Source organism: Acinetobacter sp. ABJ_C1_1 (assembly GCF_044684115.1).
Lineage (GTDB): Bacteria > Pseudomonadota > Gammaproteobacteria > Pseudomonadales > Moraxellaceae > Acinetobacter > Acinetobacter nosocomialis_A.
The window spans coordinates 15,930-40,743 of record NZ_JBITPU010000008.1; the positions used below are offsets into that span (position 1 = coordinate 15,930).

General features: G+C 37.9%; 25 protein-coding genes. 10 read left to right on the forward strand and 15 right to left on the reverse strand.

The window, feature by feature from the left end; translation table 11 throughout:
- Window positions 1–20: 20 nt before the first annotated feature.
- The 3 genes from ACG59Z_RS10840 to ACG59Z_RS10850 all read right to left on the reverse strand — a co-directional run bounded on the left by ACG59Z_RS10840 (window position 21) and on the right by ACG59Z_RS10850 (window position 1,710).
- Complete coding sequence (locus ACG59Z_RS10840) at window positions 21–452, reverse strand: CBS domain-containing protein (protein ID WP_002132959.1); 432 nt, start codon at window positions 450–452, stop codon at window positions 21–23.
- A gap of 137 nt (window positions 453–589) precedes the next feature.
- Complete coding sequence (locus tag ACG59Z_RS10845) at window positions 590–964, reverse strand: DUF2750 domain-containing protein (RefSeq protein WP_263613862.1); 375 nt, start codon at window positions 962–964, stop codon at window positions 590–592.
- A 512-nt stretch (window positions 965–1,476) separates the two neighbouring features.
- Window positions 1,477–1,710: a hypothetical protein gene (locus tag ACG59Z_RS10850; RefSeq protein WP_002050673.1), complete on the reverse strand. Its 234-nt coding sequence runs from the start codon at window positions 1,708–1,710 to the stop codon at window positions 1,477–1,479.
- Window positions 1,711–1,925: 215 nt separating this feature from the next.
- Here ACG59Z_RS10850 and ACG59Z_RS10855 point away from each other — a divergent pair, with 215 nt between their 5' ends.
- From ACG59Z_RS10855 to ACG59Z_RS10875, 5 genes are all read left to right on the forward strand, one after another.
- A complete protein-coding gene (locus ACG59Z_RS10855) occupies window positions 1,926–2,285 on the forward strand; it encodes a hypothetical protein (protein ID WP_400199291.1) in 360 nt (119 codons plus the stop codon).
- A gap of 99 nt (window positions 2,286–2,384) precedes the next feature.
- Window positions 2,385–2,711 (forward strand): hypothetical protein, encoded by a 327-nt coding sequence (locus ACG59Z_RS10860; RefSeq protein WP_400199293.1) that lies wholly within the window; start codon window positions 2,385–2,387, stop codon window positions 2,709–2,711.
- A 107-nt stretch (window positions 2,712–2,818) separates the two neighbouring features.
- Window positions 2,819–3,925, forward strand: a complete 1,107-nt coding sequence (ftsY, locus tag ACG59Z_RS10865) for a signal recognition particle-docking protein FtsY (protein WP_311087473.1) — start codon at window positions 2,819–2,821, stop codon at window positions 3,923–3,925.
- 188 nt (window positions 3,926–4,113) lie between these two features.
- Entirely contained in the window at window positions 4,114–4,710 is a 597-nt protein-coding gene (locus tag ACG59Z_RS10870; protein ID WP_400199295.1) for a nitroreductase family protein, read from the forward strand.
- Between the two features lie 212 nt (window positions 4,711–4,922).
- Window positions 4,923–5,594 carry a DUF2057 family protein gene (locus ACG59Z_RS10875; protein WP_400199297.1) on the forward strand — a complete coding sequence of 224 codons (672 nt, stop codon included), beginning with the start codon at window positions 4,923–4,925 and terminating at the stop codon, window positions 5,592–5,594.
- A gap of 57 nt (window positions 5,595–5,651) precedes the next feature.
- Here the strand turns inward: ACG59Z_RS10875 and ACG59Z_RS10880 are convergent, their stop codons facing one another.
- The 8 genes from ACG59Z_RS10880 to ACG59Z_RS10915 all read right to left on the reverse strand — a co-directional run bounded on the left by ACG59Z_RS10880 (window position 5,652) and on the right by ACG59Z_RS10915 (window position 11,335).
- The gene (locus ACG59Z_RS10880) at window positions 5,652–5,948 is read right to left on the reverse strand and encodes a cyd operon YbgE family protein (protein ID WP_086377694.1); all 297 of its coding nucleotides are present in this window, start codon (window positions 5,946–5,948) and stop codon (window positions 5,652–5,654) included.
- A gap of 3 nt (window positions 5,949–5,951) precedes the next feature.
- Window positions 5,952–6,053: a cytochrome bd-I oxidase subunit CydX gene (gene cydX / locus ACG59Z_RS10885; protein ID WP_000270276.1), complete on the reverse strand. Its 102-nt coding sequence runs from the start codon at window positions 6,051–6,053 to the stop codon at window positions 5,952–5,954.
- A gap of 13 nt (window positions 6,054–6,066) precedes the next feature.
- Entirely contained in the window at window positions 6,067–7,212 is a 1,146-nt protein-coding gene (cydB, locus tag ACG59Z_RS10890) for a cytochrome d ubiquinol oxidase subunit II (RefSeq protein ID WP_400199300.1), read from the reverse strand.
- Entirely contained in the window at window positions 7,209–8,795 is a 1,587-nt protein-coding gene (locus ACG59Z_RS10895) for a cytochrome ubiquinol oxidase subunit I (RefSeq protein ID WP_400199302.1), read from the reverse strand. Before ACG59Z_RS10895 ends, cydB begins: the two co-directional genes overlap by 4 nt.
- Window positions 8,795–8,989 carry a cytochrome oxidase putative small subunit CydP gene (gene cydP, locus ACG59Z_RS10900; protein WP_004701293.1) on the reverse strand — a complete coding sequence of 65 codons (195 nt, stop codon included), beginning with the start codon at window positions 8,987–8,989 and terminating at the stop codon, window positions 8,795–8,797. The genes ACG59Z_RS10895 and cydP overlap by 1 nt, the downstream gene beginning before the upstream one ends.
- A gap of 382 nt (window positions 8,990–9,371) precedes the next feature.
- Window positions 9,372–9,980: an OB-fold-containig protein gene (locus ACG59Z_RS10905; RefSeq protein WP_086377691.1), complete on the reverse strand. Its 609-nt coding sequence runs from the start codon at window positions 9,978–9,980 to the stop codon at window positions 9,372–9,374.
- Window positions 9,981–10,005: 25 nt separating this feature from the next.
- Window positions 10,006–10,314: a Rieske (2Fe-2S) protein gene (locus ACG59Z_RS10910; RefSeq protein ID WP_400199305.1), complete on the reverse strand. Its 309-nt coding sequence runs from the start codon at window positions 10,312–10,314 to the stop codon at window positions 10,006–10,008.
- A gap of 16 nt (window positions 10,315–10,330) precedes the next feature.
- Window positions 10,331–11,335 carry an adenosine kinase gene (locus tag ACG59Z_RS10915; protein WP_400199307.1) on the reverse strand — a complete coding sequence of 335 codons (1,005 nt, stop codon included), beginning with the start codon at window positions 11,333–11,335 and terminating at the stop codon, window positions 10,331–10,333.
- 237 nt (window positions 11,336–11,572) lie between these two features.
- On the opposite strand from ACG59Z_RS10915, the gene ACG59Z_RS10920 reads away from it, so the two are divergent.
- From ACG59Z_RS10920 to ACG59Z_RS10930, 3 genes are all read left to right on the forward strand, one after another.
- On the forward strand, window positions 11,573–13,660 hold the full coding sequence (locus tag ACG59Z_RS10920) for a TonB-dependent receptor (protein WP_400199309.1): 2,088 nt from the start codon (window positions 11,573–11,575) through the stop codon (window positions 13,658–13,660).
- A 252-nt stretch (window positions 13,661–13,912) separates the two neighbouring features.
- The gene (locus ACG59Z_RS10925) at window positions 13,913–16,852 is read left to right on the forward strand and encodes an insulinase family protein (RefSeq protein ID WP_400199311.1); all 2,940 of its coding nucleotides are present in this window, start codon (window positions 13,913–13,915) and stop codon (window positions 16,850–16,852) included.
- Window positions 16,853–16,872: 20 nt separating this feature from the next.
- A complete protein-coding gene (locus ACG59Z_RS10930) occupies window positions 16,873–18,024 on the forward strand; it encodes a phospholipase A (protein WP_263613854.1) in 1,152 nt (383 codons plus the stop codon).
- A 42-nt stretch (window positions 18,025–18,066) separates the two neighbouring features.
- Here ACG59Z_RS10930 and ACG59Z_RS10935 read toward each other — a convergent pair whose 3' ends face one another.
- The 3 genes from ACG59Z_RS10935 to ilvA form a co-directional block, all read right to left on the reverse strand.
- On the reverse strand, window positions 18,067–19,404 hold the full coding sequence (locus tag ACG59Z_RS10935) for a TrkH family potassium uptake protein (RefSeq protein WP_263613853.1): 1,338 nt from the start codon (window positions 19,402–19,404) through the stop codon (window positions 18,067–18,069).
- 16 nt (window positions 19,405–19,420) lie between these two features.
- Window positions 19,421–20,071 carry a TrkA family potassium uptake protein gene (locus ACG59Z_RS10940; RefSeq protein WP_311070804.1) on the reverse strand — a complete coding sequence of 217 codons (651 nt, stop codon included), beginning with the start codon at window positions 20,069–20,071 and terminating at the stop codon, window positions 19,421–19,423.
- Between the two features lie 144 nt (window positions 20,072–20,215).
- Window positions 20,216–21,763, reverse strand: coding sequence for a threonine ammonia-lyase, biosynthetic (ilvA, locus tag ACG59Z_RS10945; protein ID WP_400199314.1), 1,548 nt, complete (start codon window positions 21,761–21,763; stop codon window positions 20,216–20,218).
- A 101-nt stretch (window positions 21,764–21,864) separates the two neighbouring features.
- Here ilvA and rpiA point away from each other — a divergent pair, with 101 nt between their 5' ends.
- Window positions 21,865–22,536: a ribose-5-phosphate isomerase RpiA gene (rpiA, locus tag ACG59Z_RS10950; RefSeq protein ID WP_000061060.1), complete on the forward strand. Its 672-nt coding sequence runs from the start codon at window positions 21,865–21,867 to the stop codon at window positions 22,534–22,536.
- Window positions 22,536–23,216, forward strand: a complete 681-nt coding sequence (locus tag ACG59Z_RS10955) for a SprT family zinc-dependent metalloprotease (protein WP_400199316.1) — start codon at window positions 22,536–22,538, stop codon at window positions 23,214–23,216. Before rpiA ends, ACG59Z_RS10955 begins: the two co-directional genes overlap by 1 nt.
- Here the strand turns inward: ACG59Z_RS10955 and ACG59Z_RS10960 are convergent.
- The gene (locus ACG59Z_RS10960; protein WP_400199318.1) at window positions 23,213–24,733 is read right to left on the reverse strand and encodes a hypothetical protein; all 1,521 of its coding nucleotides are present in this window, start codon (window positions 24,731–24,733) and stop codon (window positions 23,213–23,215) included. The two genes, ACG59Z_RS10955 and ACG59Z_RS10960, sit on opposite strands and share 4 nt — an antisense overlap.
- Between the last annotated feature and the right edge of the window lie 81 nt (window positions 24,734–24,814).

Genomic DNA, 24,814 nt, shown 5'->3' on the forward strand with positions numbered 1-24,814 from the left:
CCCATTTTTATTTTTTATATTTAGCCTGAAATATATTGTTTTAATTGTTCAATCAAAACTTTTTGGTCTTCCATAGCGGCTTTAACTAAGTCACCAATTGAAATAAAACCAACCAATTTTCCATTATCCAATACAGGTAGGTGACGTAAATGACGATCGGTCATGAGCTGTAAACATTCTTCAACTGTATTATTTAAACCTACCGTAATTACTTTTGCCGTCATAATTTCGGCAACGGTAGTGCTATAAGACGAACGCTCCATAAGTGTTACTTTTCGTGTGTAATCACGTTCAGATAATATTCCGACAACTTTTTCACCTTCTGCTACGACTAAAGCACCAATACCTTTTTCAGCCATAATCGTAATTGCTTCGAGGACAGTTGCTTCGGGTGAAATTGTAAAAATCGCTTGTTCAGATTTGTTCTTAATTACTTGTGCAACGATAGTCATTTCTTCTGTCCTGTTGTTTTATCATTTTGATTTAAATTAGCTCGATTTTTAAAAAATGCAAAGACTAACGAGTCATTCAAATATAGATTTAATGCTCAAGCGCTCAAAAAGCACTCTAAATTTGGTAGCTTAAAACTTTAAGCTACCTGCCATTTCGGATGATTAAAAAAGAAATGATGCATTTGTTGAGTAGATAACTTCAACTTACGATGAGATGAGTTAAATAAAGCAGGGGTCACTTTTAACCGTGTTAAAGTAGGTAATAAAGATTCATGGAAGTCTTTTGGGGTAATTTTTCTTGGCTTGTAATTAGGCCAATGAGTTTTGGCATATCGATGTGCTTGAACTCCATTTAACCAAAACGGGAAAATAAAATCTTCCTGATCTGATTTAATAGCCCAGCCTTCATCAAATAGTCCCCAAAGAACCCCACAGTACATCATGGTTCTTAAAATATAAATCTTGATCATCAAGTCTTTAGAAACCGGTTGTAGATTAGTTAAACTGTTCATTTTAAATTTAAAGGTTCTCAACTTGTCTTGCCTATTATAAGAAAACCACATGACATTTCAGTTTAAACAGGTGTCAAATCGTAAACAAATATTGATGGCTCGAAATATCTATATAGATCAATGCCCAAAAAAAGGTAATGCTGGAGCCGAGATTCAAGTGATGAAGTAAGGCTGTAGATAAATAGATAACTTTAGTCTCTTACAGGAGAAAAAACGCCACCTGAGCAAGACAAAGCGATTAAAGCTTTGGCGAAGCGCAAGAAAAATAGCAATTTAGTTTGTCTATATTGAATTTTTATAGGCATAAAAAAACGCCACCTGAGCCATGACTGAAGTGTCGAAGTAAGGTTGTAGATAAATAGATAATTTTGGTTTTGTATCGGTATAAAAAACGCCACCTGAGCGAGACAAAGCGATTAAAGCTTTGGTGAAGCGCAAGAAAAATAACAGAAGAATTGATCTATATCGAGTTTCTTTCAGACATAAAAAAACGCCACCTAGGTGACGTTTATTTATGCTTGCATCGTGGCCAACTTCTGCCAATATTGTGCTTTCATGGAGTCACGTTCTACACGGAAACCTTGATAATATAGTTCTGCTAAGAACAGAGCAGCTTTACCGTGACCAGCACGAGCAACTTCTTCTAACTGTGCAACCGCATCTTGGAAATTCATTTGAGAGTGAATTGTGTTAACCGCAGTTGCGTATACATGTTCTAAATCATGATGAGAGATACGTTGAATCATATAAAACTCCTTATTTTAATTATGATTACTTTTTCTAAAGGCCACTGCCTTTGAACTAATGTAACTTAGAATTGTTAAACTAATATTACAAATTAATGGATTTGTCAACTATTGGTCGGCATCAGTTAGTTCACTATTAGGATACATGATTAAACATTATTCACAAATAATTTTGAGTAAAATCAATATGAGAATAAAAGACAAGGAGAATAACTATGACAAATACTATCGATGGCTTTGTTTTTGATACTCCTCCTAGAGAGGAGCAAATCATAGAGCTTGCCCATTACCATCGTAAATTATTAGATGAAGCAATTTTCCATCAAGAAATACATTTAGGGGATTATTGTCTAGCACAACGTAAACGTGTTTTTGACTATGCTCGTCAATTAGCCCCTGACCAAAAAGCTCGATTCTATAATGTATATGATGGTGAGCTTAGAAAAATTGCAGATGAAGATGAATTGCATCCGGCTGATGCAGAAGAAGGTTTAAGCATTTTTGCTATGTTACTGGTTTTAGTAATTATTGCGGCAATCTTATACTTCTCTGTAATTCGCTCTTTAATAAGCTAAAGTTTGTCATCCAGTAAGGATAAAGAATAGAGCCTTACTGGATTTTGACCTTGTGCTGAAGTGCATTGAACCCTACACTACATAAATTAGAGGTAGGTCATGCTCACATTCAAAAAAAATTTTCTTAAATTAAAGTCTGAGTTCAAGGCAGATCAATGTTTTAATCTGGTTGTGATTATTATCATTGGCTGTATTTTTATGCTGTCTTATTTAGCATTACTTCGTCCTGTCAACTCAGAACAGTATCAACGTATTGTGCAACTTTCACGGCAGGCGACATATCCTAGAACTCAAGATATGGCTGAGTTGATTATGGCTCAATCAAAAATTCATAGAGCAGAGTATTTAAAGTTAATGCATGCTTATCAGTTTGAACATGATCACATCAAGGAATATCCTGCGTTAGCACAAGAAGATACTCAATAAGTACTGTCTTTATTTCAACAAGGTTTTGCTCGCTATTGGAGCAGGCAAAAACTTGAATTTATGCTAAACTTTCTGTTTTTTAACACGCTGCTTTTCAAGGAATCGGCATGCAACAACAATCGAATATGCAAAATAAATTCTTGATAGATGCTGAGATCGGGGATGACGATGTCACATTACCTAATTTACCTGCTATCGATGTTCCTATCGTTGAGTCACCTGTTAAGCAAGAAGTAAAAGCTGAAGAAGTTGTTGAAGCTGCACCTTCAACTGAACCAGAGCAACCAAAGTCTGGCTTTTTTGGCCGAATGAAAGAAGGTTTGACTAAAACTCGTCGTAATTTCACCGATGGTATGGTCAATATCTTAATTGGTGGTAAAGAAATTGATGATGAGTTGCTTGAAGAAGTCGAAGAGCAATTATTAGTTGCAGATATTGGTGTTGATGCAACAAAAACGATTATTACCAACTTAACTGAACGTACTGCACGTGGTGATTTGATTTACTCACATTCGCTTTATAAAGCTTTACAAGAAGAGTTGGTCGCTTTACTTGCTCCACGTGTGAAGCCTTTACATATTGACCCAAATAAATCGCCTTATGTGATTTTAATGGTGGGTGTGAATGGCGTTGGAAAAACAACGACTATTGGTAAATTGGCTAAGCGTTTGCAAGGCGAAGGCAAGAAAGTAATGCTAGCAGCGGGTGATACATTCCGTGCAGCTGCTACTGAGCAATTACAAATTTGGGGTGAGCGTAACGATATTTCCGTTGTTGCTCAAGGCCATGGTGCAGACAGTGCTTCGGTTATTTTTGATGCTTTTGAAAGTGCGCGAGCTAAAGGTATTGATGTATTGATTGCAGACACCGCAGGCCGCTTACATAACAAAAGTAACTTGATGGAAGAGCTTAAGAAAGTTAAGCGTGTTATGCAAAAAATTGATGCAACGGCACCGCATGAAATTATGTTAGTAGTAGATGCTGGTACAGGGCAAAATGCAATTAACCAAGTACAAGAATTTGACCAGGCAGTTGGTTTAACTGGTATTACTATTACTAAGTTGGACGGCACTGCAAAAGGTGGTGTGCTGTTTAATATTGCTAGCCGTACTCATGTACCAATTCGTTTTATTGGCGTGGGTGAAAAAATTGATGATTTAAGACCGTTCTCGGCGAAATCATTTGTAGCAGCATTATTTGAAACAGAAAAATAATTTGCAGCTTATCTATAAAAAACCTCACAAAATAGTGAGGTTTTTTTATATTTATATCTTTTTTTATTGTTGCGAAAATAAAACGAACTGTCATATTTTTAATGCTGATTATAAGAAATGAGTTTCATAGACTATATTCATTCCCAAACAACGGCCAATGGTCAATCAAATAGGTAGGAAATAACAAAATGTCTACTTTCTTAGATAAAATTAAAAACCGTCGTACTATTTATGCAATTGGTAAAAATGTTGCATTAGATCGCACAAAAATCGAAGAAACAATTCGTGAAGCGGTTAAACATAGTCCATCAGCATTCAACTCTCAATCTTCACGTGTAGTAACCCTTTATGGTGAATCACATGCTAAATTTTGGAATTTAGTTCGTGAAGCGCTACGTAAAATTGTTCCTGCAGATGCGTTCACTGGTACAAATGCAAAGATTGATAGCTTTGTTGCAGGTGTCGGTACAGTACTATTTTATGAAGATCAAGCTGTTGTTAAAAGCTTGCAAGAGCAATTTGAATTATATGCAGACAACTTCCCAGTTTGGTCTGAACATTCAAGTGCAATTGCTCAGTTTGCGACTTGGACAGCACTTTCAGAACTTGGTTTAGGTGCGTCTTTACAACACTATAACCCAGTTGTTGATGCCGATGCTGCTGAAGCATTTGATGTACCTGCAACTTGGAAATTACGTGCTCAGTTAGTATTTGGTTCTGTTGAAGCACCAGCTGGTGAAAAAGCATTCATTAGCGATGAAGACCGTTTCAAAACATTTAACTAATTTTAGTTAATGAAAAGGGTACCGCTTAGGTACTCTTTTTTTATGTGTTTAAAATTAATGATCAAAATAGATATTTATTATAATTCAACAATATATTTTAAAATTTTTAAGTGTAGATTCGCCAAAAGAACAAGTGTCATAAAATCGTCATAATCATATTGCATATTGCTCATGTTTTTAGAAACTATTAAATATTATAGAGACGTGAACAGATGACTTTAAGATTAAGTGTTGCTGCGATTGGTTTATTACTCAGCGGTTCAGTATTTTCAGCAGTTACAATTACAGCACCAGAGGAAATTGTAATCCTTGCGGTGAATGGTCAAGAAGTCAATTCAGGATTATTTCGTTCTTCTAAGAATAACTACAAAGTTGATGCCGGTACAACGAACCTAAGTGTGCGTTATCAAGAATACTTTGAACATCTAAATGGTGAACACGATATTGTTAAGTCTGGAGTTGTTACAATTCAAACACCAACATTAAAAGATGGTCAAACTTATAAGCTTGCAATGGTAGGCGCTCCAAAAGAATTTGAACAAGCCAAAAAATATGCTGAGCAACCAACAGTCGCTGTATATAATTCAAATAATGAACTAGTTGTTCAACAAACTGGTGCAAATAATGAAGCAAAACCTTGGTTTGCAACAGGCTTGTTAGGTAAGGTTACTGACTTCACGACTAAATCATCTAAGCAACAACCTGACGCTGTGTATGCTGCTGCAAAACCGACTACAGCTCAAGTTGCTGCACCTATTGCGGTAACAGTACCTTCGGCAGGTGTGACACAAACGAATGATCAGCGTTTGGTCGAAATTTGGCAAAAATCTTCTAAAGCTGAGCGTCAAAAATTTATGGCTTGGTTAGCTGAGCAGTCGAATTAATTATTATCTATTAAACTAATTGAAATGAAAAAGGACCTCAAATGAGGTCCTTTTTGTTTAGGTTAGAAACCAGATGTAATAGCCTAAAAGCATGAGAGGCCAAGCTACCCATGGACTAAATAACCATTTCCATAACCAGAAGTGGGGTACAAAACCAACACCATAAATGAAGCCTCCGGAAATCCCCACCATGACCAGCATAAGCTGGCTATGATTGTAGTGTCCGTTTGCATCTAACATCAGTGAAGGATGAACCAGTAAAATTGCAGCAAGCGGCAATGCCAACAGAAATGAAATGGCCATTGCAAATGCTTGAGCTTTTCTTTGATTTGATGCTGTCATTGCGTTTGCCATGCTTTATTCCTCATCCAAATTTTGATGGTGTTCGATATAAAGAGCGCTCAATACACCTGCAAAACATGCCATCAAAATCCCAAGAATCCATGCGAAATACCACATTTGCTTCTCCTTATTAGTACAAGCTGTGCGAGTTTGACTCGATATGTTTGTTGGTAATCACGCCCCACATTTTGTAATACGACCAAGTTGTATAGAGCAAAATGATTGGAACAAAAATACATGCAGCAACTGTCATCACGCCTAAAGTACGATGACTTGATACAGCATCCCACATTGTTAAGCTCGAGTTTGGGCTAATACTCGATGGCAATAAAAATGGGAAGAGAGCAAACCCAGCAGTTAAGATTGCACCTACAATCATTAAGCTTGTACCGGCAAAGCTTAAACTTGCTTTTGCTTTTGATGCTGTAAAGAAGGCAAGAATTGCCCCTAAAATTGCGACAACTGGAGCAACCTTCGTGATTGGATAGCTGGTGTAGTTGTTCATCCAACCTGGGTTGTTATTTGTGACGACTTGTTTAGCTAAAGGATTGAGAGCAGCATTTAGATCAATTGCAGCAGCATAGCTATAACCAGGAACTTGACCGAAGTATAACCATGCCCCAATTACAAGGAAGCAAACCAAGAATACTGTTGCCATAATTTGGGTGGCTTTGGCAGAACGCTGTTTCAAAGCGCCGTCCGTGCGAAGCATAAGCCAAGCACCGCCGTGCGCACACAGCATAGATAAACTGACGATACCGCAAACTAAGGCAAACGGGTTAAGAAGAGCAAAAAAGCTACCTGAATATTCAGAGCGTAATGTGCTATCTAAACTAAAAGGAATACCTAAAAATAAATTACCGAATGCGACACCAAACACAAGCGCTGGGACAGCACCACCAATACAAAGGCCCCAGTCCCAAGAATTACGCCATTGTGTATTTTCAAGTTTAGAACGATAGTCAAAACCTACAGGGCGTAAGAATAGGGCAAATAGCACAAGTAATAAGGCCCAGTACATTCCTGAGAATGCAACTGCGTAAACCATTGGCCATGCTGCAAATAATGCGCCACCTGCGGTAATAAACCAGACCTGATTACCATCCCAATGAGGCGCAATAGTATTGATAGCAGCGCGACGTTCGTTATCAGTTTTACCAACAAAAGGCATAAGTGCCATTGAGCCCATATCGAAGCCATCGGTTAAAGCAAACCCGATGAGCAAGACTCCAACTAACACCCACCATATGATTTTTAGGAGTTCGTATTCAATCATGATAAAACCTCCCCATTAACAGATGCTTTCGGCTCTTGTTTTTCAAAATGATATTTACCAGTGTGAAGAGAACTTGGTCCTAAGCGAGCAAATTTAATCATTAAGTACATTTCAATAATTAAAAGGACTGTATAGAACGCTGCTAACGCGAGGATTGAGCCCCATACATCACCTGTACTTAAACTCGAAGTTGATAAGTGTGTCGGTAAAATCTCACCGATAGACCAAGGTTGACGACCTCCTTCAGCGACATACCAGCCTGTTTGAGCCGCAATCCACGGAAGAGGTAATGCAAACAATGCGTATTTGAGTAACCAAGGTTTATTTTCAGCATTTCTTTTTGCAACAGCCCAAGTCGCTAAAATGAAAAGAAGCAACATTAAGAAACCAGATGCAACCATTGCACGGAAAGAGAAGAACAATGCAGTCACATTTGGAACAGTGTCTTTGACAGCGGCTTGAATATTTTGTTCGCTTGCATCTACGACATTTGGTGCATATTTTTTAAGAAGTAGGCCATAACCTAAATCTTTTTGGTTTTTCTCAAATGAAGCTAATAACTCTGGTGAGCGATCACCAGCACGTAGTTTTTCAAGTTCAGCATAAGCAAGCATACCGTTACGGATACGGACTTCATGCTGTTGCATTAGATCTTTTAAACCAGTGACTTCTTTAGTTGTTGAGCGAGTTGCAATTAAACCTAATGCATAAGGAATTTTAACTGCATAGTCTGTTCGCATTTCTTCATGATTTGGTACACCAAATAAAGTAAATGGCGCAGGTGCAGGGTGAGTATCCCACTCGGCTTCAATTGCAGCGAGTTTAGTTTTTTGCACATCACCTAGCTCATAACCAGATTCATCACCGAGCAAAATCACTGAAAGTGTAGAAGCAAGTCCGAAAATCGCGGCAATTGCAAATGAACGGCGAGCAAAAGGAAGATCACGTTTTTTAAGCAAGTAATAGCTTGAAATCGCGAGTACGAAAATCGCACCTGTTACATATCCAGCAGAAACAGTATGTACAAATTTTACTTGTGCAACAGGGTTGAAAATAAGAGCGCCGAAATCAACAAGCTCCATACGCATGGTTTCAAAGTTAAATGCTGCGCCGACAGGGTTTTGCATCCAACCATTCGCAACCAAAATCCAGAGAGCTGACATATTAGAGCCAAGAGCAACTAACCAAGTGACACCTAAATGTTGTACTTTGCTCAGACGGTCCCATCCAAAAAAGAATAAACCGATAAATGTAGACTCAAGGAAGAATGCCATTAAGCCTTCAATTGCCAGTGGTGCACCGAAAATATCACCTACATAGTGTGAGTAATATGCCCAGTTTGTCCCGAATTGGAACTCCATGGTTAAGCCTGTAGTTACACCTAAGGCAAAGTTAATACCAAATAATTTTCCCCAAAACTTAGTCATATCTTTGTAAATTTCTTTACCAGATACCACATAAGTTGTTTCCATAATGGCCAGAATAAACGCAAGGCCTAGGGTCAAAGGTACGAAAAGAAAGTGATACATTGCGGTCATCGCAAATTGGAACCGCGAAAGATCAACCACGCTTTCAGAAATCATCAACGTGTCTCCTTAATGTGGGAAGTGTTATCGCCTGCAATATGCTCAGCGACTTGATTGTCGAAATTTTTGGGGATAGTGGGAGCATCAAACCAAATATGTTTGATTGTTAAGAGAAGCACGACTTTAATTATTAGAATAATCGTAATTTCTCTAACTAATTTGGCATTAATATCTAGATTTTTAAGGCTCATAAAATAAACCTCGATACATATTAATTTCATTATTAATCAAAATATATTAAAAATAAACAATAAATATATTTTAAATAAAAACTTAATAGTTTTATTTATAAAAAACAACATCTTATATTTTTAAATAATTCTAAATAAAATATCTTACTAAAATGGTTTGAATTAATTATTAAATCCAACTAAAACACTTGTAAATAAATATATTAAGTTGATTAAAATAGTATGGTTAAATTTAATTCTGATTAAAATGGTTGGATATAATAAAGGTGATTTTATTTCAAACTAAAATAGTTGGATTAATTTTAATTAAAGAAAATAATAGGATAGAGAGAAGTAATAAAGCCTGTAAAAAGCGATGAAAGGCTACAGAAATTAAAAATAATTAATCAGGAGCGAAAAGATCGTTTGAGAGAGAAATTTTCTTGGCAACGTAATGGCTTTTATGAACTTTAATAAGAATCACTTGAGAATATAGTTCTAACTCACCAAATTCTGGTTCAACTTGTACATAGTGTAGTTGGCCGAACTCATCACGGACACGCGCTTGAGCTGAAAAACCGGGTCTAGCACTGCCACTGGAAATCGTCGCTAGTCGTCCTAACAGATTGTAATTGGTATGGGTAAGCTTTGGTTTAATCACTTGGTCAAGACAGTGGATCATAAATACTGTAAAAAAGATTGCGATGACCAGCGCAGGAATAATTAAATAAAAAGGAGTAATAAAGTAATGCTGTATTGCAAAGAAAGAGAGTTGTAAGAAATAACCTGCAAAGCTGAAATTAATAAGTAAAAAAACGAAAATTAGAGCTTTAGAAAACTTAACATTCAGTAATGGCGAGTTAGTAAGCCAATCTGGTGCAATTTTTTTTAGTAGTTGGCTTGGGCGTAACCCAATATACATACCAATGGTTTCTACCACGCTGAGCAATATCAAAGCCACAACACTTAAATGAAATGGCATAAGATAATAATTAAAAAAGAAATCAGCCATGGTAGAAACTCTAATGTTGATGATCTCAGTCTACGATATAAATACCGCCATCTGAATGTACTTTAATCTCAACTTTATTTAAAAAATCACCTAAACAAGGACCTGAAATACATTGGCCTGTTTCCACGTTGAATAAAGCACCGTGAGTAGAGCATTGAATATATTCTTTGTCTTGGTCTAGAAATTGATTTTCTAAATATTCAAGTTCGGTTTGTAAATGTGGGCATAAATTCTGATAGGCATAGAATGAGCCATCACGCTGTGTAATGAAAATAGTAGTTCCTTGTAAAGTGTCAAAAGCTCTAGCTTCACGCTCAGGAACTTCTTCCGTCATACAGATCCTTTCCATTTCAAGCACATTCCTTCTGAAAATTTTCGAGAAGTTTAGCATAGTCATTAATGGCTAAACGAGGACCAAATTGAGACACAACTTCACTCGAAATTAAGATGGCTAACTGTGCAGCAGCAGTCAAGTCTTCATGATGGTTTAATGCATAAAGGAATGCACCCGCAAAAGCATCACCAGCACCATTTGTATCTACAGCTTCGACATGACGGCCTGGTACATGGAAATGTTGGGTTGGATTTGCAACTAGAGCACCTTTTGCACTTTGCGTAATCACAACAGTATGGTTTTTAAAACGCAATTGAGTGAGAGCATCTTCAACTGTAGCGGTATTGGTATACATTAAAGCTTCTTGTTCATTACAGAACAATAAATCTACACCATCATCCATAAGTTCTTCTAAGCCTTCACGGGCATATTGAACCATTGCTGGATCTGATAAAGATAAGGCGATTTTAACACCGTTAGCTTTTGCAATTTCTCGTGCTTGTTTTACTGCTTTACGAGCTGTTTCACTTGTAGAAAGGTAACCTTCGATATAAAGCCATTTTGCTGTTTTAAGTGGCTCAAAATCGATTTGATCTTGAGAGAGTTCAGCCGTAATACCTAAATAGGTATGCATGGTACGCTCAGAGTCTGGGCTAATAAGTACCATACAGGTACCTGTTACACCTTCACTGATTGACTTTGGCGTGGTTTGGATGCCTGCATCATTTAGACCTTGTAGGTAAATTTTACCTAATTGATCATGACCAACACGACAGCCATAAAAAGCGCTACCACCTAATGCACTAAAGGCTACAGTTGTGTTTGCAGCAGAGCCGCCACTTGCTTGGCCTTTATAATCTTGAGTTTGCTTTAAATTTTCATATAAAGCAGATTGTGTTTCACCGTCAGACAACTGCATTGTGCCTTTTTGTAAGCCTTGCTGACTAAGAAAATCATCAGACACTTTAAATTCTTGGTCGATTAATGCATTACCAATTGCAAAAAGATCTACAGTTGCCATATGTGTTGTCACAGAATAAAAAATCAGATCGATAAGTTTACACCATTGCTCACATTTGCTGTAGTTTGTTGAATAAAATTCAGGTAATTCAGCGGCTAGCAGAGTTTTATTGTTTGCCTAAGCAATTGAAATATTCTTTTTAATAAGTATTATCAATTAATAATGATTCTTGATAATATTTACAAACGTATAGTATTTCATTGAAACTTCGCCTGAAATTATTCATAGCGAACTTACATGAAACGTTCTATTTTATTTATTTCGTCAGTTGGGGTTATAACAGGCCAAGTATATGCTGCAGAGACAGACTCTCAGGCGGTAACCAACCTTCCAACAATTTCAGTCAAAGCTGAGAAGGAAATCAGTTTAAAACAAGAAGTGGGACAAGCATCAAGTGCAACTAAAGGACTTATGCAATTAAAAGATGTTCCTCAAATTGTAAATGTCGTACCTAAACAAATTCTAAGAGAGCAGACTGTGACTTCTATGCAAGGTGCCTTGCAAAACGTTGCTGGTTTGAGCTTTAGTGTTGGTGATGGACAGCGTGATCAAGTCATGATCCGCGGTTTCTCAGCAATCACAGATAACTATGTAGATGGTATTCGCGATGATGCATTGTATTTTCGTGATATGTCGAATGTTGAACGAGTTGAGGTACTAAAAGGACCTGCTTCTGTATTATATGGACGTGGTTCAGCGGGTGGTTTGGTCAATAAAATTAATAAAAAACCAATGGATCAATCTTTGCGTGAAGTGAGCCTGATTGGTAGTACTACAGGTCAACGCCGTGCAGAAGTCGATGTGAATGAAAAAGTAGCAGAGAATGTTAAGGTTCGTTTAACTGGTGCAGTTGAAGACTCAGATGGTTATCGTGATCAGGCCTTTTTAAAACGTCAGGCGGTGGCTCCATCAGTACAGTGGGATATTAGCGATAAAACTAAACTTTTACTTCAGGCTGACTATTTGCATGATGATCGTTTAGCTGATCAAGGCTTCCCGACAGATCCAATTACAGGTAAACCTGTTAAGACAAATCCTAAAACTTTTTATGGTGCATTAAACGGTAAAGAAGTCGGGGATGTTGACACTGAAATCTCAAGTCAAACTATAAGTTTGGATCATGAGTTTAATGATCAACTCAAATATCATGGTGCAGTTCGCCACTATAACTACTCATTAGACCGTCAATATAGTGTTGATACGCATCCTGCTGATAAATCAAAAATTACTTTGACTCAAAATAAGCGCTTGCGTAATGAAGATGGTGTGTATGTTCAACAAGAGTTGAGCGCTTTATTTAATACAGGTTTCTTAAAGCACAATACCTTAATTGGTGCCGAATATAGCAAGCAACATAAAGACGAACTGGTGTGGAGTAAAGCTCGTCAAATTACGAACATATTTAATCCACAGCTCGAAAATTGGGCTCCATTAGATACAAGTGTAGCTGCGGGAACTAATAATAGTAATACTTTTGAAAACTACGGCATCTATTTACAAGATTTAATGACAGTGACAGATCAGCTTAAAGTTTTAGTTGGTTTACGTTATGACAATCTATCACAAGATCGTAATAATAAAGTAAAGCCTCAAATATTAAATAGAACTGATAACACTTACTCTCCACGAATCGGATTGGTTTATCAGCCAGTAAACAATCTTTCACTTTATACTTCTTACAACCGTTCTTTCCAGCCTTTAGCTGATTCATTTGTTTTATATACAAATAGTGCTGATTTAAGTCCCACAAAAACTGAAAATTATGAGGTGGGTGCGAAGTGGGATGTAAATGATCAATTGAATGTGACATTGGCTTTGTTTGAAATGAGCCAAACTAATATTCAAAACCAAGATCCGGCTAATCCAAATCAAGCACTGTTAGCGGGTGAGCAAAAAACTAAAGGTGTTGAACTCTCGTTAACAGGTCAGTTGACTGATCAGTTGTCAGTGCTAGCTGGCTATTCTTATATGGATGGTAAGATTGAAAAGTCGACTATTGGATTTACGGGGAATCACTCAGCGCTTACACCAAACAACACTGCTAACCTGTGGTTAAAATATCAAATTAATGATCATTGGTATGCGGCTGTAGGTGGTCGTGGTGAATCATCGCGCTTTAGTGCACCAGATAACAAAAACGTTTTACCAGGTTATGCAGTTGTGAATGCGGCCTTAGGTTATCAAAGTGAACGTTATGATGTGAACTTGAACTTAAATAACTTGTTTGATCGCGATTATTTTGTTTCAGGTCATAGTGGAGCAAATGATTCAAACATGATGGGTGACCCATTAAATGCACAAGTTGCTCTTCGCTATCGTTTTTAATTAAAAAAATATCAAAAAAGCTCATCGAAATGATGAGCTTTTTTATTTGTTGTATAGGATATAGATAGTATTAAAAGGTTTTGTTCTGCTAGGATACAATGATGCGGGCTATGTGCTTGATATCAAAGCTATGCCCATGAAAACTAATACTCAACAAAAACATAGTATTTTACTGGGCTTTTGTTCGCCAATCTCAAGCCGACTCAGGCTATAATGAGACTTATTCACTTATCCGATATGTTAGGAGATCACATGACTGTAGATGTCACTGAAACCATTTCTCAAACTGTTCACCCTGCGTTTCAGTTGCTACGTCAGCACCATGTTGAAGCATTAGATATTTTAGTGTCTGAATATAAGCATAAAGTCACAGGTGCGGTGCATTATCACTTGGCAACTGATTATGATGAAAATGTATTCCTTGTTGCGTTCAGAACACAACCGATGGATTCTAAAGGAACAGCACATATTTTAGAGCATACCGCTTTATGTGGATCTGAAAAATTTCCTGTTCGTGACCCATTCTTTTTAATGATTCGCCGTTCATTAAATACATTTATGAACGCGTTTACAGCAGCAGATTGGACAGCATATCCATTTGCAACGCAAAATAAGAAAGATTTCCAAAACTTACTCTCTGTTTATCTTGATGCTGCTTTTTCAGCAAATTTAAATCCTCTTGATTTTGCTCAAGAAGGTATTCGCATTGAACTTGAAAATGATCAGCCCGTATATAAAGGCGTAGTTTTCAATGAAATGAAAGGTGCGATGAGTGCACCGTCTGACCAGCTTTATCATCAGTTGGCTCATCATTTATTCCCTGAAACTACATATCACTACAACTCAGGCGGTGATCCAAAAGATATTCCTGACTTAACGTATGAACAGTTAGTCGAATTTTATAAAACTCATTATCATCCAAGTAATGCGGTATTTATGACCTTCGGTAACCAAACGGCGTATGAGTTACAAGAGCAATTTGAAAAACTAGCTCTACATAAGTTTGCTGCGGGTACAACTTTATATTCAAAACCAGAAAAACGCTTAACGGCACCTGTTGAAGTCACTGAAACTTATGCTGTTGATGGTGAAGATTTGAAAGACAAAACCTACCATGTATTGTCTTGGTTATTACCACAAGCGAGTGATATCAAACTACGTCTAGGTATGCGTTTGGTCGAAGGTGTTTTACTTGAAAACTCTGCTTCGCCACTACGTCATTATTTAGAAACTTGTGGTTATGCTCAGTCGACTGGTCCATTAATGGGCGTAGATGACAGTAATTTTGAAATGACATTCTACTGTGGTGTTCAAGGTTCAAACCCAGAGTATGCAGAAAGCTTTAAAGATGGTGTTTTAAACATTTTACGTGAAGTGGCTGCAAAACCAATTGATTCGGCTTTAGTTGATGCGATTTTGCATCAAATTGAGTTACATCAACGTGAAATTAATGGTGACGGCACACCATATGGCTTAAGCCTGATCTTAAATGGTTTAAGTGGGGCTATTCACCATAACGACCCAATTCAGATTTGGGATGTTGACAGTGCGATTGCTCAGGTCAAAGAAGAACTTCAAGACCCAATGTGGTTATCTAATCTGATTCAAACACATTTGTTAGATAACCCGCACCGTGTACAAATGACTTTAGTACCTGATGCAACTAAGTCAGTAAAAGAGCAAGAAGCTGAAAAAGCACGTTTAGCTGCGATTGGTGAAAAGCTTACTGAAGAAGACAAAGCAGAGATCATTGCTAAAACCAAGGCATTACAAGAACGTCAAGATACACCAGACAATCTTGAGCTGTTACCAAAAGTAGGTCTAGAAGACGTTCCAGCTGACTTGCATATTGTACAAGGTCAATTGCGTGAAATTATCTGTAATCGAATGGATACGCCGTTGAATTTGTATCATGCCGGAACGAATGGTATTTACTATCAACAAGTCCTCATTCAGATTCCTGATGATGTGGTTAAATCGCCATACTTCAATTTGCTCTCTATTTTAATGGGTGAGGTTGGTGCAGGTGAGTACGATTATCTTGAACTCCAAAACTTACAAACAGCTGTAAGTGGTGGTTTAGGAATGGGTGCTTCGCTACGTAGTAAGGTTGATGATAAAGACAAAATTAGTGCTTGGTTAACTTTAACGACTAAATCTTTAACTCAGAAGTTCGATGCGATTCATTTATTAAAATTAGCATTTGAACAACTTCGTTTTGATGAAAAAGAGCGAATTATTGAGTTGTTACAGCAACGTAAAACACGTTGGCAATCTCGCTTATCTGGAGCGGGCCATAGCTACGCAATGCAAATCGCCTCACGTAATATGAGTGCATTGGCTCAACGCGACTATCAAAACACTGGTTTAGGTGCATTAAACTGGTTAGGCGAGCTTGTTACTAAGATTACTCAAGACGATGCCGCTTATGATGCACTTATTGCTGAATTGAAGCATATCCATACCAAATTATTGCAAGCACCTAAACAGTTCTTGTTGGTATGTGAAGAGCACCAGTCAGAGCGTTTAGTTGAAGAAATTCAAAATGTTTGGGATAAGCTAAACGTTGATACAGCAGCGACTGAGTTAACTCAAGTTGAGCAAGAAAACGATAATGAACATGAAGCATGGTTAATTCAAACCAATGTTCAGTTCTGTGCTTCTGCATATCAAGCTGTGGACGTATCTCATCCAGATGCAGCACCTTTAATGGTATTAGCAGCCTACTTGCGTAATGGTTTCTTGCACAGTGCTATTCGTGAAAAAGGTGGTGCTTATGGTGGTGGTGCTAGTTATGATGGAAATGCATGTTCATTCCGTTTCTTTAGTTACCGTGACCCACGTTTAGCTGAGACGTTTAAAGACTTTGAAGCGAGCGTGCAATGGTTGTTAAATACAGAGCAACAACCTCATCAGCTTGAAGAAGCAATTCTTGGTTTGGTGGCGAGTATGGACAAACCTGGTTCACCAGCTGGTGAAGCAATTACAGCATGTTATGCATTGTTACATGCAAGAACTCCAACTTTCCGTCGTACATTACGTGAAAGATTATTGCATGTGACTTTAGAAGACTTACAACGTGTTGCGCGTCAATATTTAATTGAACAAACACCTGTAAAAGCTGTGGTTGCACCTTTTGCAAAACGTGATGAATTGCAACAACTGGGCTTTACGATTAAACAAGTTAATTAAAATAAAAATTGGAGATGAACATGGCGTTCAGACAATTTGAACGCACATCTTTACAGCTAAGTATGGGAACCCTGCTTAGCTGTTTATGTGCGTCGGTGGCATATGCTGACACCTTAGCCCCTGTAAAACCTGCGACCGTAGATGCATGTGTTGCCCTTGCTTCAAATGCTGATCGCTTAGCTTGTTATGACTCTGTATTTAAGCCATCAGCTTTACCCGCTGTTCAAGCTGCAGCAGTACCAGAGCCTGTTAAGAAAATTGATAAACCTGCTGTTCAGCCTGAAACATTTAAAGAGAAGGTTGTAGATACGGTTAGTAATATTAAAGTAATAGGGAAGGCTCCAAAAATTGAACCTACTACTTCTTTATTAGACCAACGTTGGGAGTTATCTGAAAAAAGTAAACTTGGTGTTTGGAACATTCGAGCTTATCAGCCTGTCTATTTGCTGCCTGTATTTTGGACCAGCGATAAAAATGAATTTCCAAGTAGCCCAAATCCCAATAACACCGTTAAAGAAGCTCAAGATTTGAAATCTACGGAAACTAAATTTCAAATTTCTTTAAAAACGAAAGCTTGGGAAAATATTTTCGGTAACAATGGTGATTTATGGGTAGGTTATACTCAATCATCACGTTGGCAGACATTTAACTCTGAAGAATCTCGTCCTTTCCGTGAAACGAATTATGAGCCTGAAGCAAGCTTAATGTTTAGAACAAACTATGAGTTGCTTGGTTTAGATGGTCGTTTATTGGGTGTAACTTTAAATCACCAGTCAAATGGTCGTTCAGATCCGTTATCTCGTAGCTGGAACCGTGTCATCTTTAATGTGGGCTTAGAGCGCGGTAATTTTGCCGTAATGCTTCGTCCTTGGGTACGTATTAACGAAGCAAGTAAAGATGATAACAACCCTGATATTGAAGATTATATTGGTCGAGGTGATTTAACCGCTTTTTATAAGTGGAAAGACAATGACTTCTCGCTAATGCTACGTCACTCTTTAAAAGGTGGTGATGACTCTCATGGTGCGGTTCAGTTTGACTGGGCATTTCCAATCAGTGGTAAGTTGCGTGGTCACTTCCAGCTATTTAATGGATATGGTGAAAGCTTAATTGACTATAACCACCGTGCAACTTATGCAGGTTTGGGTGTTTCACTCATGAACTGGTACTAAGTTAAAACCTATAAAAAGCCGCTTTTTACAGCGGCTTTTTTATTAACCAATTTGAATATTGGCCTGAGGATGTTTGAGACGGCTCTTTTTAGGAGTAGCAATTAAATATGCCAGCGTTAACGGTCCAAGTCTTCCTGCAAACATAAGTAGACTTAAGATAAACAAGCTACCATTATGTAAGTCTGGTGTAATCCCTCGAGATAGCCCAACTGTGCATGCTGCAGATACCACTTCAAATAATAAGTTCATAAAGTCGGCTTTCGGTTCTAACAGCAAAAGTATAAAGAACCCAATAAATATGAGGATGCTGGTAATCGCGGTAACTGCTAAGGCTTTGTAAGTGGTTTCGTGGGAAACAGAATGATTGAAAACCCTGATTTCATCGGTACGTCTTAAAAAAGACAGTACACTTAAAACCAATATAACAAAGGTACCCACTTTTATACCGCCAGCAGTACTTAATGAACCACCACCAATGAACATCAGTAGCATCATAAGCAAAGAACTACTATTAGTCATTGCACCTGTATCAATGGTGTTAAACCCTGAAGATCGCGGAACAGTCGCTTGAAACCAAGCATGTAAAGCCTGATCACCTACGCTTAGCATTCCTAGGGTATGAGGGTTTTGTGCTTCCATAGCCCAAATTAAAATAAAGGCGACTAAATTAATAATGGCAATAGTCGTTAAAATCAGTTTGCTGTTTGGGCTAAGTTTTTTCCATTTTTTATTTTGTTTAATGTCCATGAGAACTAAAAAACCAAGTCCACCTATTGTGTAAAGCAAACTCACCGTAAGACAGATTACGTAGTTGTTTTGAAAACCCATTAAACTGTTATTAAATAAAGAAAAACCGGCATTATTAAACGAAGAGATACTATAAAACATTGCATAATACAAACCTCGAGCGAAGCCAAAAGCAGGCGTAAATGCGCACGTGAGAATGACTATTCCAATCAGTTCAAATAGAAGAGTGTAGGTTACAACCCCCTTAGCCACAAAAGTCACTTTTGATAAACTGGTTTGGCCAAGGCTGTCTTGGGCCATCATTTGCTGCTTAAGACCAATTTTAGGCGAAAGGCTTAGTGCGGCCAAAATGGCAAAAGTCATGAAGCCTAAACCACCGGACTGAATTAGTAATAAAATAATGACTTGCCCAAAAAGCGTAAAAGATTCATGAATATTTAAAACAGATAATCCTGTAATGGTGACTGCTGAGGTTGCCGTAAACAGTGCATCCATCCAGCTCACATGACCGTTATTGGCAATTGGAAGTTTAAGCAATAATGTGCCAAAGACAATAAAGCCTAGAAAGCCCAGCGCTAAAAGAGAAGGTGGACTTAGATTTAATGTTTTATGTGGTTTAGGCTTAAGAGACATATTTTTTGATTCGTTTTTATAGGAAACAATTAGAGAGTTTTTTAAGTTGCTGTAAATGACCTTCTAAAATAAGAATATCATGCGTTTGTAAGGTAAAAGTCTCTTCAGTTTCAAATAAAATCTGCTGCTTTCGTTTTACAAGTAATGTTTTAACTTGTGGTGCTTGCTGCATAATCCCATACAAGTTAATGCCATTTAATTTCTCTGGAATGTCAATTTTCACAATATAGTGATCATCATCTAAAGACATGTACCGACTTACCATTGGGTAATTGAGTGCTTGAGCAACACGTACGCCCATATCTTCTTCAGGATGAATGATTTTGTTGATATTAAGGTGAGATAAAATGGTGTGGTGGGCTTTGGTTTTTGCTTTTACCCAAATTTTATCAATACCGAGATTTTTTAAATTCAGCACACATAAAATACTGGCTTCAATATCTTCACCAATTGCAACAACAACCGCATCACAATTTTGAATGTTTAATTCATCTAGTACATGTTCATCTGTAGCATCAGCAATGACAGCATGAGTTAAAACATCGGCAAGATTCTCAACATTCTTTTTGACTGTATCAATGCCAATAACATCATGATTTAATTTTGTGAGTTCTTGAGCAACTGTTGCTCCAAAACTTCCCAAGCCGATGACCGCGAACTGTGCCATAAATAACCTTTTATACTTAATTAGGGCTTTATTTTTAATGATATTTTCTTTGAGATAAAGAGAAGCAATGTAAATATAGAAAATATTGGGCTTAAATAATAAAAAAGCCGACAAATCTGTCAGCTTTTTTATCAGAATTAAAAATTATTTCAAGAAACGCTTATAGCCCACATTGTCAGTAATTTCTGCATATGGATAGCTAATTTGCTCAAGAGTTTCAATTAAGCCATCTGGATTTTGTTTGGCATCTGTTGCTTGTAAGCCAACCAATACACGACCTTCAGCAGCGCCGTGGTTACGGTAATGGAACAGGGTAATATTGTGGGTTGGACCTAAACGAGTTAAGAAGGTGAGTAATGCGCCCGGACGTTCAGGGAATTCAACACGGAACAATCTTTCATCATCCAGATTGGCATGACCACCAATTAAGTAACGAATATGCAATTTAGCAACTTCATCGTCAGATAAGTCATCGACAACATAATTTTGCTGTTTAAGCTGCTCTAAAATTTCATGACGTTCAGCATCACCACCTTTTAAGCTAATACCCACAAAAACTTGTGCTTCTTCTGTGTTATTTGCGCGGTAGTTAAACTCGGTAATATTGCGGCCTTGTAGGGCACGGCAGAAACCTAAGAATGCACCTTTTTCTTCAGAAAGTGTAACCGCGTAAATTGCTTCACGTTGTTCACCGAGTTCAGTACGCTCTGCAATGTAACGTAAGCGGTCAAAGTTCATGTTTGCACCACAAACAATCGACACCATGTTTTTACCGCTAATTTTATGCTCAGCTACATATTTCTTAATACCAGCTAACGCCATTGCACCTGATGGTTCAACAATGCTACGGTTTTCATCAAAAGTATCTTTAATTGCAGCACAGATTTCATCTGTATTTACAGTCACAATGTCTGGGTCAACAATTGGGCCAGAATTATCTGATTTGCGAAGACGAACAATATCAAACGGCAAAGCACCAATTTGTGCAACAGCAGTGCCATCTGCAAATAAGCCTACATGTGGCAAAATTACGCGCTCATTTGCTTCTAGTGCTGCTTTTAAGCAAGCAGACTCTTCATATTCAACGCCAATAATTTTCACATGGGGTGCAACTTCACCAAGGTAAGCTGCTACGCCTGAAATTAGACCACCACCACCTACAGCAACAAACACATATTCTACATCACGCCATTGACGTAAGATTTCATTTGCAATTGTGCCTTGACCAGCAATAACAAGTTCATCGTCATAGGGTGGAATGAATACAAGACCTTCAACTTCGGCACGTTGCTGAGCGTATTTATTTGCTACATCAAAACTATCACCATGTAATACAACTTGACCACCCAAGCGTTTAACTGCTTGAACTTTAATGTCAGGAGTTGTACTTGGCATAACAATAATTGCAGGAATGCCTAAACGTTGACCGGACAATGCTACACCTTGAGCATGGTTACCCGCAGATGCACAGATTACACCACGCTCAAGTTGGTCTTTCGGTATTTGACTAATACGGTTATAAGCACCGCGTAATTTAAAAGAAAAAACAGGTTGTAAATCTTCACGCTTAAAACGAATTGTATTATTTAATTTTTGACTAATTCGTGGAGCTGCTTCGAGAGGTGTTTCAATTGCAACATCATAAACCGTTGCTTGTAAAATTTGTCGTACCACACGAGACAGCATGTTCATCTTCCCTATAACAGTTTAAAATAGGAAATTATTGTAGCAAACCCTTGTGCATTTGCGCCGTTTATTGGCGCATAAATGTCAAAAAATAGTTGAGTGATGTAATGAGCCTATATGCAACCCAAGATGAAAAGAAACAAGCTGCTGCTAAAGCTGCTTTAAAACACTTACCCAAAGGTGGCATTTTGGGGGTAGGAACTGGAAGTACTGTAAATTTTTTAATTGATTTATTACCTGAACTACAATTAGAGGCAGCTGTGGCAAGTTCGCAAGCAACAGCAGATCGTCTTAAAAAATTAGGTATTGAAGTGGTTGATATGAACCATGTAGGCAGCCTTGATGCTTATGTTGACGGTGCAGATGAGATTGATCGTCACATGCATATGATTAAAGGCGGCGGCGCAGCATTAACTCGTGAAAAAATTGTAGCTTCAATTGCTAAAAAATTTGTATGTATCGTTGATGATTCGAAATGGGTTGATCAACTTGGTCGTGATTTCCCATTACCAGTAGAAGTGATTCCAATGGCGCGCTCTGCTGTAGCTCGTAAATTGGTCAGCTTAGGCGGTGATCCGGTTTATCGTGAAGGTGTGGTAACAGACAATGGTAATGTGATTTTAGATGTATTTAATTTGAACATCTTAAACGCAATTGATTTGGAAAAGACCATCAATAATATCCCAGGTGTTGTGACTAACGGTATTTTTGCGTTAAACCCTGCAACAATTGCAATTGTTGCGACAAATAATGGTATTGAAGAGCGTACTGCACAGTAATGTCTGTGGAAATGCCAGAAATTAAAATTGTTCGTCACGTAAGGGCAAGAAAATTGCGCTTACGTGTTGAGCCTGCGTCTATACGACTGACTGTTCCGTTATTTTGTAGTAAGAAACAAATTCAGCAGTTTTTGGCGCAGTCTGAACAATGGCTGATCGAGACGTGGAGTAAACAGCAACATGTTCAATCTACGTCGTTTGAGATTCCTTCAGAAATTTCTTTTTTCAATAGAGAACAGCCTTTTCAAGTTGTGGTGCAAAAGCAACATCGCATTTTTCAGTTTGATTGGGAAAATAATTATTTATTTATTAAAGACCAACAACCTTACCAAGCTTTACAAAATGCCGTGATTGCTTATGCCAAACAAGAGTTACCACTTCTTTTGTCAGAGCTTAGCCAAAAAACTCGGTTAAGTTATGCCGAGTGTGCAATTCGACGTCCTAAAACACGTTGGGGAAGTTGTAGTAGTCAGCATAATATTATGTTGCATGCGGGACTGGTTCTTATGCCAGCCCCCGTTACCCGTTATGTTTGTATTCATGAGTTAGCACACACCAAACACTTCGACCATAGCCCTGCATTTTGGGCCGAAGTTGCAAAATTCGACCCTCACTATATGCAGCATCGCAGACAATTAAAAGGTAATCCATTGCCTGCATGGTGGTATGTCACAGCTTAGTTAAAGCTACATTCTAATTGTGTTGTCTGTAATACATCCGGTGCTTTGCGGCTATCAAGGCCTGCTTGAGCACTTACAATCTTGTTTGCTTTAATGTGTAACTGTATAAAATTATATTGCTGCGTTGAATTGTTCGGTTCAGATGAGCTTGAGTTAAGTAAGTAGCTATAACTTGCAGCGTCTGTTTGCAGTAAGTTGTCTGTACTATCTGCGCTTAAGGCAGAACGATAGCTTTGTGAACCTTGAATTAACTCAATTTGGCCATTTGCACGGAAATTAAGTTGGCATCCCGATGCGCTATTTTCATAGTGACCGACTAAATAGTCGGTGGCTGGAAGTTTAGGGTCAGCTATATTGATGCTGGTTAAACCTTGTTTACACGGGTAGGATGAACCATTACAAGTCGCCGTAATACCACTAAAACCAACAGCACGTCGGTAATCACCCGCACCATCTATACGGAAAAAATCAGTCGTATTTCCTGAAGGCACAACACCAGAATAGAGTTTTTTCTGCAAAAGAGCATATCCAGTTTGATCTAAACTAGACTGACTTTGCGAATCTGCTAATTGCAATGTTGCAGCTTTTAAATTGGTAGCAAAATAATCACGAGTTGCTTTTTGATTGGCTGCAATGTCCAAAAGCGTATTTTTTACAGGGTCAGTATTATCTGGCGATGGACTAAAAATAGGTGTCATGGTTGTATTGTCACCAATAAGTTTTTTGCCGTCTAAATATCCATCTTTTAAATCGGTTGCAAGGCTATTAGTCAGTTCTTGATAAGTATTTACATTGCCATGAATCGTATTCCAATATTGTAAATATCCAAAGCTCAGATAGCTATCAACATAACTACTTGGTTGCTTTGTTGAATACTGTAATAAATTTAGCACAGTCAGTGGGCTGGCTGGGCTTAAGCTTGGGATGGCAGCATCTTTAAACGCGCTAATAAGGGCGTTGTAAACATCTTGAGAAGCCAAATCAACATGTGATTGTTCAATACGGGTTGGATCTATCGTTTCTTGTGGAAGTTGTCCTGATCGGATTACAGCGCGTTGATAAATTGCTTCTGAACTTGGACTAATCAGTTGAGTTTTATTACTTATTGAGCTTGGGGTAATAAAAGCGTGATAGACGCCAGAAATATTCTCATATTTAGAATTAATTGGATCAAATACTTGAGATGAAGCTTGAGTTGTGACTTCTACTCGATAAAGCCGATTCAACTTGGTACTTGGAAGTTTAATATTATAACTTGTTAAACTGGCAACTTGGGTATCAATCAAAATACTATTGTCGGTATTGTCATAGACTTTGAGTTGAACATTGCGCATTTCGACAGGGGTTTTAAGCGTAAAATCTGTCATAACTTCAGGAGTTGGCACAGTTGGTGTTGGGGTACTAGATGAACCTCCGCTACTACTGCCACCACCACATCCAACAAGGGCTACGCTTAAAATTAAAGTACTAAGGCCGAGATAAGTGCACAACTTTGTTTGTTTTGATTGATCAAGCATCCTAGCTCTCCAAAAATGAATCTGGTATTTATTTACTGATATTTGTTTAGTTCTGACAGACCAGCAAGTGCTATGTAATTA

What these genes read in the sequence shown, in the direction of transcription:
- ilvA (WP_400199314.1), bottom strand. Translation starts at nt 21,763, where the DNA reads ATGAACATGCTGTCTCGTGTGGTACGACAAATTTTACAAGCAACGGTT.
- ACG59Z_RS10910 (WP_400199305.1), bottom strand. Translation starts at nt 10,314, where the DNA reads ATGACGGAAGAAGTTCCTGAGCGTGAAGCTAGAGCTTTTGACACTTTA.
- ACG59Z_RS10935 (WP_263613853.1), bottom strand. Translation starts at nt 19,404, where the DNA reads ATGTCTCTTAAGCCTAAACCACATAAAACATTAAATCTAAGTCCACCT.
- ACG59Z_RS10860 (WP_400199293.1), top strand. Translation starts at nt 2,385, where the DNA reads ATGCTCACATTCAAAAAAAATTTTCTTAAATTAAAGTCTGAGTTCAAG.
- ACG59Z_RS10905 (WP_086377691.1), bottom strand. Translation starts at nt 9,980, where the DNA reads ATGGCTGATTTCTTTTTTAATTATTATCTTATGCCATTTCATTTAAGT.
- ACG59Z_RS10915 (WP_400199307.1), bottom strand. Translation starts at nt 11,335, where the DNA reads ATGGCAACTGTAGATCTTTTTGCAATTGGTAATGCATTAATCGACCAA.
- ACG59Z_RS10855 (WP_400199291.1), top strand. Translation starts at nt 1,926, where the DNA reads ATGACAAATACTATCGATGGCTTTGTTTTTGATACTCCTCCTAGAGAG.
- cydX (WP_000270276.1), bottom strand. Translation starts at nt 6,053, where the DNA reads ATGTGGTATTTCGCATGGATTCTTGGGATTTTGATGGCATGTTTTGCA.
- ACG59Z_RS10870 (WP_400199295.1), top strand. Translation starts at nt 4,114, where the DNA reads ATGTCTACTTTCTTAGATAAAATTAAAAACCGTCGTACTATTTATGCA.
- ACG59Z_RS10875 (WP_400199297.1), top strand. Translation starts at nt 4,923, where the DNA reads ATGACTTTAAGATTAAGTGTTGCTGCGATTGGTTTATTACTCAGCGGT.
- ACG59Z_RS10845 (WP_263613862.1), bottom strand. Translation starts at nt 964, where the DNA reads ATGAACAGTTTAACTAATCTACAACCGGTTTCTAAAGACTTGATGATC.
- ACG59Z_RS10840 (WP_002132959.1), bottom strand. Translation starts at nt 452, where the DNA reads ATGACTATCGTTGCACAAGTAATTAAGAACAAATCTGAACAAGCGATT.
- ACG59Z_RS10920 (WP_400199309.1), top strand. Translation starts at nt 11,573, where the DNA reads ATGAAACGTTCTATTTTATTTATTTCGTCAGTTGGGGTTATAACAGGC.
- ACG59Z_RS10895 (WP_400199302.1), bottom strand. Translation starts at nt 8,795, where the DNA reads ATGATTTCTGAAAGCGTGGTTGATCTTTCGCGGTTCCAATTTGCGATG.
- cydP (WP_004701293.1), bottom strand. Translation starts at nt 8,989, where the DNA reads ATGAGCCTTAAAAATCTAGATATTAATGCCAAATTAGTTAGAGAAATT.
- ACG59Z_RS10925 (WP_400199311.1), top strand. Translation starts at nt 13,913, where the DNA reads ATGACTGTAGATGTCACTGAAACCATTTCTCAAACTGTTCACCCTGCG.
- ACG59Z_RS10930 (WP_263613854.1), top strand. Translation starts at nt 16,873, where the DNA reads ATGGCGTTCAGACAATTTGAACGCACATCTTTACAGCTAAGTATGGGA.
- rpiA (WP_000061060.1), top strand. Translation starts at nt 21,865, where the DNA reads ATGAGCCTATATGCAACCCAAGATGAAAAGAAACAAGCTGCTGCTAAA.
- ACG59Z_RS10940 (WP_311070804.1), bottom strand. Translation starts at nt 20,071, where the DNA reads ATGGCACAGTTCGCGGTCATCGGCTTGGGAAGTTTTGGAGCAACAGTT.
- ftsY (WP_311087473.1), top strand. Translation starts at nt 2,819, where the DNA reads ATGCAACAACAATCGAATATGCAAAATAAATTCTTGATAGATGCTGAG.
- ACG59Z_RS10850 (WP_002050673.1), bottom strand. Translation starts at nt 1,710, where the DNA reads ATGATTCAACGTATCTCTCATCATGATTTAGAACATGTATACGCAACT.
- ACG59Z_RS10960 (WP_400199318.1), bottom strand. Translation starts at nt 24,733, where the DNA reads ATGCTTGATCAATCAAAACAAACAAAGTTGTGCACTTATCTCGGCCTT.
- cydB (WP_400199300.1), bottom strand. Translation starts at nt 7,212, where the DNA reads ATGATTGAATACGAACTCCTAAAAATCATATGGTGGGTGTTAGTTGGA.
- ACG59Z_RS10880 (WP_086377694.1), bottom strand. Translation starts at nt 5,948, where the DNA reads ATGGCAAACGCAATGACAGCATCAAATCAAAGAAAAGCTCAAGCATTT.
- ACG59Z_RS10955 (WP_400199316.1), top strand. Translation starts at nt 22,536, where the DNA reads ATGTCTGTGGAAATGCCAGAAATTAAAATTGTTCGTCACGTAAGGGCA.